At 61.4% G+C, this 8,058-nt stretch carries 6 protein-coding genes and 1 tRNA gene; 3 read left to right on the top strand and 4 right to left on the bottom strand.

Translation table 11 applies throughout. From position 1 onward, the window contains the following. Nucleotides 1-329: 329 nt before the first annotated feature. The 3 genes from PLJ71_08105 to PLJ71_08095 all read left to right on the top strand — a co-directional run bounded on the left by PLJ71_08105 (nt 330) and on the right by PLJ71_08095 (nt 2,440). Nucleotides 330-629, top strand: coding sequence for a nucleotidyltransferase family protein (locus PLJ71_08105; GenBank protein ID HQM48637.1), 300 nt, complete (start codon nt 330-332; stop codon nt 627-629). Then, entirely contained in the window at nt 619-969 is a 351-nt protein-coding gene (locus PLJ71_08100) for a DUF86 domain-containing protein (protein HQM48636.1), read from the top strand. The genes PLJ71_08105 and PLJ71_08100 overlap by 11 nt, the downstream gene beginning before the upstream one ends. Before the next feature lie 499 nt (nt 970-1,468). Beyond that, entirely contained in the window at nt 1,469-2,440 is a 972-nt protein-coding gene (locus tag PLJ71_08095; protein ID HQM48635.1) for a transglutaminase-like domain-containing protein, read from the top strand. A 498-nt stretch (nt 2,441-2,938) separates the two neighbouring features. Here PLJ71_08095 and PLJ71_08090 read toward each other — a convergent pair. The 4 genes from PLJ71_08090 to PLJ71_08075 form a co-directional block, all read right to left on the bottom strand. Beyond that, nucleotides 2,939-3,014 (bottom strand) — tRNA-Lys (locus PLJ71_08090). Nucleotides 3,015-3,170: 156 nt separating this feature from the next. Next, nucleotides 3,171-5,447 (bottom strand): GH32 C-terminal domain-containing protein, encoded by a 2,277-nt coding sequence (locus PLJ71_08085; GenBank protein HQM48634.1) that lies wholly within the window; start codon nt 5,445-5,447, stop codon nt 3,171-3,173. A gap of 195 nt (nt 5,448-5,642) precedes the next feature. Further along, nucleotides 5,643-6,629: a substrate-binding domain-containing protein gene (locus PLJ71_08080; protein HQM48633.1), complete on the bottom strand. Its 987-nt coding sequence runs from the start codon at nt 6,627-6,629 to the stop codon at nt 5,643-5,645. Beyond that, nucleotides 6,626-8,005 carry an ABC transporter permease gene (locus tag PLJ71_08075; protein ID HQM48632.1) on the bottom strand — a complete coding sequence of 460 codons (1,380 nt, stop codon included), beginning with the start codon at nt 8,003-8,005 and terminating at the stop codon, nt 6,626-6,628. The genes PLJ71_08080 and PLJ71_08075 overlap by 4 nt, the downstream gene beginning before the upstream one ends. Nucleotides 8,006-8,058 lie beyond the last annotated feature (53 nt).

Raw genomic sequence — 8,058 nt, 5'->3', positions numbered from 1 at the left:
TGCCGTAACCCCCGCGCCCAGGTCCACGGTCCAGGGCTCTCTCGGCGTCTTCTCAGTCCCCAAAACGAGAGTGGGGCGCGAGCCTGGATTGTCTTCACTCGATTCGAACGCGCTCGGTTGCTGAGAAGCCTACTCAAGAATGTCGGGCAACTGCCCCACTTGTCCTGTCCCCCGAAAACTGTACCTGTTGGGGTGAGAGAAATCGACGGCTATTGAGCTCGCAACAAGCCCGTTTCACTTCATACATGGAAAGGGCGGCCTCTAAGACATGACCCCTCCCTTGTGTTTTGGTATACTTGGGCCGGTCAACGGCAATGAGGATCGAAAGAATGGATTTGCCCATACAGTTCGAGAGAGAGCAGCTCGCCGCCTTCTGCCGCAAGCACCATCTCACCAAGCTGGCGCTGTTCGGCTCCGTGTTGACCGACCGGTTCGGGCCGGACAGCGATGTGGACGTGCTGTTCGAATACGATCCCGAACACGTGCCCAGCCTGTTTGACGTTGCGGGAATGGAGGAGGAACTGAGCGAGATCCTCGGGCGCAAGGCCGACATGCGCACGCCCCGTGACCTGAGCCGCTACTTCCGGGACGAGGTCGTGCGAACCGCGCGGGTCGAGTATGCTGCCTGACCCGGACCGAAACCGCATTCAGCACATGCTGGACGCGGCCGAGCAGGCGGTATCCTTCATCGAGGGGCGCGAACGAAACGATCTCGAAACCGACCCGCAGTTGCGCCTGGCGTTGCTGCGCGCCCTCGAGATTCTGGGAGAAGCCGCAAGCCGGGTCACTGCTGGAACGCGCGGCGCCTACCCTCGCATTCCATGGCGGCGCATGGCAAACACACGCAATCGCCTTATCCACGCCTACTTCGATATCGACCTCGACATCGTGTGGACAACCGCCACGCAGTCCGTGCCGAGACTCGTCTTGATGCTCAGGGAGATCCTCGGTTCTCAGGGCATTCCCTAGACTATGAATGCCTGCGTGTCCATGTTGGCCACGCGGTCTTGGCGCACCCGTGGTTGCCGATAAGCAGCAACGGGTCCTGTGAAACGCTACAGGCGTTTTCGCACAGGCCGACAGATAGGGCTCGCACAAGCGAACGTATCGAAAGGCCGAGTGTTTGCACTCTTCCGTGAGGAGGGGGCCATAACGAGGTTCTCGTCCGTTTCCTTACAGCCAACGATGCCGGGGTGAGAAGTAATCATGGTCTGATCCTCCGTTTCTCCGTGGAAGCCGGCATCATGCAGGCTTGCGCTCTCTTTTTTCTTTGGGCAGCAGGAAAGGAAAAACCCGGTTCATGGAAATCTTAAGCTAGACTAGTTCGTGCTAAGATGGCTCCCGGAAGCATGCTTGATCCTGCGGGGACTGCTGCCTTTATCCGACTGAGGGCGCCCATACCGCGGTGTTGCGGCCCAAAGACGACATGAGGAAACTGCTTAGCCGTCTTTCGGAATGGAGAGCAAGGATGAGAAGAGCTACACAGGCCGCGATCTTGTTCATCTGTACGGCGGCAGCGGTCCTGGTCTCGTGCGTCTGCGCAAGAAACGGCCTTCCGGCCAATTCCAAAGGGGGAGAGGGGATAGAAACCATGCTCGATTTTTACCGGACCCAGAGTGCGTGGACAGACCCGGGAGAACATCTTTCCATGTATGAGGGGATTCCGGACGGAATCGGAGAGGTCGTGGAGGTGGTCCAGAATGTGCTTGTGCACGGAGGACTACTGTGGCTTTATGAGCTGACCCCGACCGAACAGCAGGGCGGCGGCATGAACATCCGGAAGACAGCGGAAATGCTCGAGCGAATCGCGCAACTCAAATCGGGGAGTATCACCATTCCCCGTGCGGCAGACCAGCGGCTCGTGGTCAACTGCCGGCAGTTCGCGGTCCTCACTTGCTCCATTCTGCGGTCCAAGGGCGTGCCCGCGCGCGTTCGGGCAGGCTACGCGCTCTACACATGGCGTCAAGGCAAATACGAAAACCATTGGATTTGCGAGTATTGGCATCCGGCTGAGCGGCGGTGGGTCCAGGTTGACGCCCAGATTGATGCCGCGCAGAGAAAGTTGATGCAGATCGACTTCGACACGCTGGACATGCCTCAAGGGCGCTTCGTTGTGGCGGGCGAAGGTTGGCAACGATACCGCCAAGGCGAGGTCGGCGAGGAGGCCTTCGGGCTGGGCGGAAGAGATGGCTGGAACGCCATGGGGTGGCGCATGGTCATGCCGAACGTCGTCTGCGACACCATGGCTTTGAACAAGGATGAATTGCTGCCTTGGGACGTGCCACCCTACTGGTCGAAAGAGCAGGCCGGGATGTCCGCCGCCGACACCGAACTGATCGACCGGTTGGCGGCAGCGCATTGGAGCGAGAGCCGGTCACTGTATGACAGCCATCCGGCCTTACACATGCCGAAGGACTTCGAGAAGCAGAAGCAGAAATGAGCGCCGAACCAAGTCATGGTGCTACGCTGCTTTCCGTCGCGCTGACAGGTAAACCGTCAGGTGATGTAGCAGACACCGTTCTTCGTCTTTTGCCACAGCGCAGCCATCGGCTCTGTCCTCCATCACGATAGACACCCTGGCAACTCAAGCGTAATTCCTTCGCGCAACCGTTTGCCCGCGCTGCAGGAAATGGCCCGCCAGAATTCCGGCCCAGCGACTCCGAACCCTCGGCCACACGCGCGTGCATGTTGTGGAGTCAACCCGTGCCACCCCGCAGAGATTTGGCCCCCTACCCCTGCACCCCACGGCCCCCGCCCCCTGCACTGCGGGGTTCACTTCATACACGGCACTTGTGCGGCCGCCTTTGGCGCTTATCGGTTGTGGTTCCTGGCGCACATAGTTGCGTTCGGCCAGCACGTCTAATGCTGCAAAGGCTGCCTGAGCGTTTGCGCAAGAAAGAAAGGGCTTACGCTCGGTTGCGTAAGTCCTTGATTTTATTGGTGAACGGGGCGGGACTCGAACCCGCGGCCACCGGATTAAAAGTCCGATGCTCTACCGCCTGAGCTACCCGTCCACGCGGAAATGGGGGTCGAGAAACAGAAACGGGCCTATGGCAGCCCGCCGTTACCAGGACAAATTCTACCGAAAAACCGCCAGGGAATCAAGGCGAGTACGGCGCAGGTGGCCATCGAAATCAATGTGGGAGGTTCGTCTGCTGGGCCGCGAATGGTCAGTAGGGATTCGCGGGCATCATGTCCCAGGCGGTGATGGTAGTGAATGTCGCGGGTCCGCCGGTTGCGAAGAGCGCCACGCCGACGCTGTCTTCACGGGTGGGGTAGATGCGCCGCATGACTCCCTGACGGTCGTTGGCGAAGGTTTCCACCACGGACTTGTCGAGGAACACCCGCAGCTTGACGGGTTCGTCCGGTTTCATCGCAAGCGGGCCGGCTTCGACCACTTTGGGTCCTTGGCCAAGGCTGGCGTGCGTGGTGTCGATTTTGAGGGCCTGGTCGGCGGCGTCGTAATACACGAGGGTCTGTTCTTCGCCGCCGGGTGAACGGCGCACCTTTACGCCGAACTGGGTCGCGCCGCCGGGTACAATTTCAAGCGCGAGTTCGAGACAGCCGCCCTGGATGCCCTCGAGCGGCACTTCGGTGTCCGCGGCGACCTGTACGCCGGTCTGCCGGCGCGGATTGAGGCGCAGCCGCTCAAGTTCTTCAGCGGGCTTCATGCGCAGGGTTTTGTCATCACCCAGCCACAGCACGCGGGGAAGACTCATGGTACCGGACCAGCCGCTGGCATTCCGTACGTCCTGGTCGCGCTGGTCGAAGATCCAGGCCCACATGATGCGGCGGCCTTGGGCGTCCTGAACGCTTTCGGGCGCGAAGAATGCGTTGTCGACCCAGGTCATGCGCCCGTGGGTTTCGGGATAGAACCGGTCGTCGCGATACTGGCCGAGGTAATACTGGCATCCGAGATTGTGGCTGATGAACAAGAGCATGTGGCGAGCGCCCAGGGGGAAGAAGTCGGGGCACATGTTGTCTTCGTCGGCTCGGGTCCATTCGCGTTTCGAGGTATAGAACGGGTGCAGGTATTGCCATGTGAGCAGGTCATCCGAGGCGAACAGGAAGGTGGTATCGCCCAGGAATTCCGGGCGCTGCCGTTCTTTGCCGAATTTGTTGAGGACCAGCAGATTCCCGGTCATGAGGTAATAGCGGCCGTCTTTGAGCCAGACCGCCGAGGGGTCTGCCGCGCCGCAGATCACTTCCTGGGGCGTGCCCTCGTTGTGGATAGCGTATCCCCAGTCCGATTCCGCGATGACCGGATTCTCGGGGAGTTTGGTCCAGTGTTCGAGGAGTTCGTCGTTGCTGGTGGCGATGCAGATACCGCGTTTGCCTCCGCCAAGCCCCCAGTACGTGATGATCGCCCTGCCGTCCTTGTCGATGAACGCGCCGCCGCTGAAGATGCCTTCGTCGCCGGCGCCGGGACCCAGGGCGGGCGGATGATGACGCCAGTGCAGGAGGTCGGCCGACGACGCATGCCCCCAGTAATGCTGGCCCGCGTCCTGGTAGATGTAGAAGAGATGGTAGCGGCCTTTCCAGAACAACGCGCCGTTGGGGTCGAAGGGCATGCATATGCCTTCCGGCGCGACAAAGTGGTATGTCGCGCGGTGGGGGTCGGCGAGGAGCTGGAGGCGCAACTGCCGCGCGGCGCTCACGCGGTCTTCGACATACGGGGCGTTGGCCATGACGCTGAACGCGTCGATCGGACCACGATCTTTGGCGGCGAGCATGGTGCCCGTCATGCCATCGAGCACGAGCCGGCCTCTGAGCAGCGCGGCGCCTCCCGTCAGGAAGACTTCGGGATACCTGCCCGTCCGGTCGGCGAGCTGCCCGTTTTCAAACGTCCACCACGCCCAGGGTTCGGGTCCGGAGGCGACGTCAGGTTCGAGGGAGGCGAGCGCGGCGGCATCGAGCGGCCGGTTGTAGATCCGCGCGTCCTCGATGCTTCCCGCGAAATGAGCCGTGTCTCTGGCGTCAAGATGGCGCTTGCCGAACATCACGGCGGTGTTGGGGCCGAACGCCTGCGGCTGGTCCGGCATGGTGTATTGCGCGTAGGGCTCGCCGTTGCGGAGGATCGTGATTTCCTTGCCGCGGTATACGATGGCCATCTGCACGAGAGTATTGGCATCGGCGGTTTCCTCGGGGTATGTTCCCTGTTCGCGCTGGGTGCGCAAATAGAAATTGCTGCCGGCCATCCAGCGTTTGGGGGAGATTTCGCCAAAGATGATGCCGTCGAAACTCCCGTCGAGGTTGTCGATGGTCAGGGCTGTGCCGCCTCGCTGGGAGAGGTCTGCCGGAGCAACCCACACGACGAGGGTCTTGTCGACAAGAGGCGTTTCGTCCTGTTCAGCGGCCTCGGCGGCGTCGCCGCCCAAGGCCCCGGCAAGCCCCGCCAGTGCCAGAGCCGCAACCAGTACGTGCAATCCGACCGGTATTTCCCACATGGCCAGCCCTTTCCGATGTTTTGAATCATAATCTCAAAAAACGCGTTCAGATTGCGTGCCGGCTCTTGTGGCGCGGGGTTCCAGCCTGCTTCAGAAAGCAGGCAAGATGCCTGCACTACAATACAGCCCGATCATTCCTGAAAGTACCACGTGTCACGATTCTGTTTGACCGGTCCTGTGTCGCGAAAGAAACCGTCACCATTTCTCGGCGACGCGGCTCTCGTCGTTGACGGCATCCTCGTAATAGTAATGGGCGCACGGGATGAAGATGTTCTTGGGGACTTCTTCCCCGTTCAGATACTTGATAAACGCGTCGACGGTGCCCACGGCCATTTGCCGGGGGAACTGCTGCGGCGAGTCGTACAGTTTCTTCTCGAATACGGCCTGTTTGCCCGCGGGAGAGGCGTCAAACGCGATGATGTGGATCTGTTCGGCTTTGCCCGCCTTGGCGACCGCGGCGTAGGCGCCGAGACCGGAAGGGTCGTTGATGGCGAAGATGCCCACGATGCCGGGGTGGGCCTGGAGGATGTCCGTCGCGACGGCATACGCGTCATTACGGTTGCCTTTGCCGCTCAAATCGGTGACGATCTGGAGTTTGCTGTTGTTTTCGTTGAGGTAGTCTCTGAATCCTTTTATGCGGTATATGCAGGAGGTGGCTTCGGGATAGTTGATGATGGCGATCTTTCCCTGGTCGCCGGTGACTTTCATCATGCTCTCGCCGGCAAGCCGTCCGCCCTGGTAGTTGTCGCTGCCGATATGGGAAACGATGAAGGGGCGCGCTTCCTCGTCGGTCACGTCCACGTCGTAGGTGAACACGGGGACGCCCGCCGCGCCCGCTTTTTTGACACCTTCGCCGGCGGATTGGGAGTCGACGGGGTTGAGAAAGATGGCGTCAAACCCCTGGGCGACGAAATCGGCCAGTTGGCTGTTCTGCTTCGCGGGGTCCATCTCGCCGCTCAACACGACGGCCTCGTAGCCGTACTTTGCCGCTTCTTCCTGTATGACGTTGCCGATAAGCTTGAAGAACGGGTTGGTGAGGTCCATGCAGGTGACGCCGATCTTGCCTTTGACCTCTTTTGGCGCGGGGCCCTGGGCTTCCTGCTGTTTTGGACCGCAGGAGGCCGCCGATGCGACGAGGACGGCCGCCAGCGCCAGGTGCGCGGCCAGGCCAGTTTTTTTCATGCTTCTTTCTCCTTCCTGTCTGCTTCGCCGGGAGCGCTGCGCAGCTGTTTTCGCATGAACGCGCCCACGCCGCCGCCTCCGCGCGCCTTATCGAGCAATACCGCCCCGAGAATGACGGCGCCCAGCACCACCTGTTGCGTGTAGCTCTCGAGACCCACGAGGTTCATGCCGTTTTGAATGACCGAGATGACAAATGCGCCGATCAACGTGCCGAGGATGTGGCCCGAGCCCCCGGACAGACTTGTGCCCCCCACAACCACTGCCGCGATGACGTAGAGTTCGTACATCGTGCCCATGTTGGGGGTGCCGGTGTCTATCTGCGAGGCCTGAATACAGCCGCCCAGACCCGCGGTGAGCGCGCTTACAACATATACGAAAACGATGACGCGTCCAACCGGCACGCCCGATAGCCGCGCGGCTTCCTCGTTGCCGCCAACGGCGTAGATATGGCGCCCCAGCCGCGTGTGCGACATGAACATGTGGGCCGTGGAATACAGCACAACCAGGAGGATGACCGTGTTCGGTATGCCCAGGGTACGGCCCTGTCCGAGCCAGGGCAGCGCCTTGGGCACCTGGTAAATCGAGAATCCGCCCGTGAGCATGAAAGCCAGGCCCCGCGCCATCATCATCACGCCCAGCGTGGTGATGAACGGCGGCACCTTGAACCGCGCCACGATCATCCCGCCGGCGCCGCCGACCACGCCACAACTCAGCGAACCCGCCAGAAACCCAGTAAGCACCGCCCAAGCGGGGGCTTCCTCGCCGCCGAGGCGCTTCATGACCAGTGCGCCGATCACCCCCGACAACGCGATCAGGCTTCCTACCGACAGGTCGATCCCCGCCGTCAAGATCACCATGGTCATGCCGATTGCGAGCACCGCAATCACGACGATCCGGTCGACAATCGCCAGGAGATTGCCGCGTTTCAGGAAATCCGGCCAGGTGCGCGGCGACGGGGTAAGCAGGCGGAATTCCGCAAAGGCGGGGTGCTGCTCGCGGATCAATTCGAGGACGCTCCATTTGGTGACGTCGCCCGTGGCCGCGATGGCCGCCAATACGCCCCCTTCCGCTTGAACCGCGTCGGCGGCCAAGCGCAGATCGCGCGGCGTTCCCACAACCACGCGCGCGTTCGTGAATCCCGCATCGTGCAGGCGGCTGCCGAGCGTTTCAGCAAACGGGGCGGAAGCAGTGTTAACCGCCCCCGCCACCAGGATGATTGCCGAGGCGTCGAATTCCGCGCTGATCGTCGCCATCAACTCGGCCACGGCCTCGTCGCCGGTTGGAGACTGGACTTTCAGCGTGAGGACGCTGAACAACACGCACAGCGCGAGCAGCACGAGGAGCATCCCGTAATCGCTGAGCAGTCTTCTCATCATGGACGCGATATTCCTCTTCGGCCCCGAGTGCCAGGGGGAACGGGTCCGGCTCG

The sequence above is a fragment of the Candidatus Hydrogenedentota bacterium genome, from assembly GCA_035416745.1.
In the GTDB taxonomy this organism is placed as follows: domain Bacteria; phylum Hydrogenedentota; class Hydrogenedentia; order Hydrogenedentales; family SLHB01; genus UBA2224.
The sequence above is the reverse complement of the archived record's forward strand: the minus strand, read 5'-3'. Positions and strand labels throughout refer to the sequence as shown.

Excerpts from the sequence above, each read along its gene's own strand:
- PLJ71_08105 (HQM48637.1), top strand. The coding sequence starts at position 330 with ATGGATTTGCCCATACAGTTCGAGAGAGAGCAGCTCGCCGCCTTCTGC.
- PLJ71_08100 (HQM48636.1), top strand. The coding sequence starts at position 619 with ATGCTGCCTGACCCGGACCGAAACCGCATTCAGCACATGCTGGACGCG.
- PLJ71_08095 (HQM48635.1), top strand. The coding sequence starts at position 1,469 with ATGAGAAGAGCTACACAGGCCGCGATCTTGTTCATCTGTACGGCGGCA.
- PLJ71_08085 (HQM48634.1), bottom strand. The coding sequence starts at position 5,447 with ATGTGGGAAATACCGGTCGGATTGCACGTACTGGTTGCGGCTCTGGCA.
- PLJ71_08080 (HQM48633.1), bottom strand. The coding sequence starts at position 6,629 with ATGAAAAAAACTGGCCTGGCCGCGCACCTGGCGCTGGCGGCCGTCCTC.
- PLJ71_08075 (HQM48632.1), bottom strand. The coding sequence starts at position 8,005 with ATGATGAGAAGACTGCTCAGCGATTACGGGATGCTCCTCGTGCTGCTC.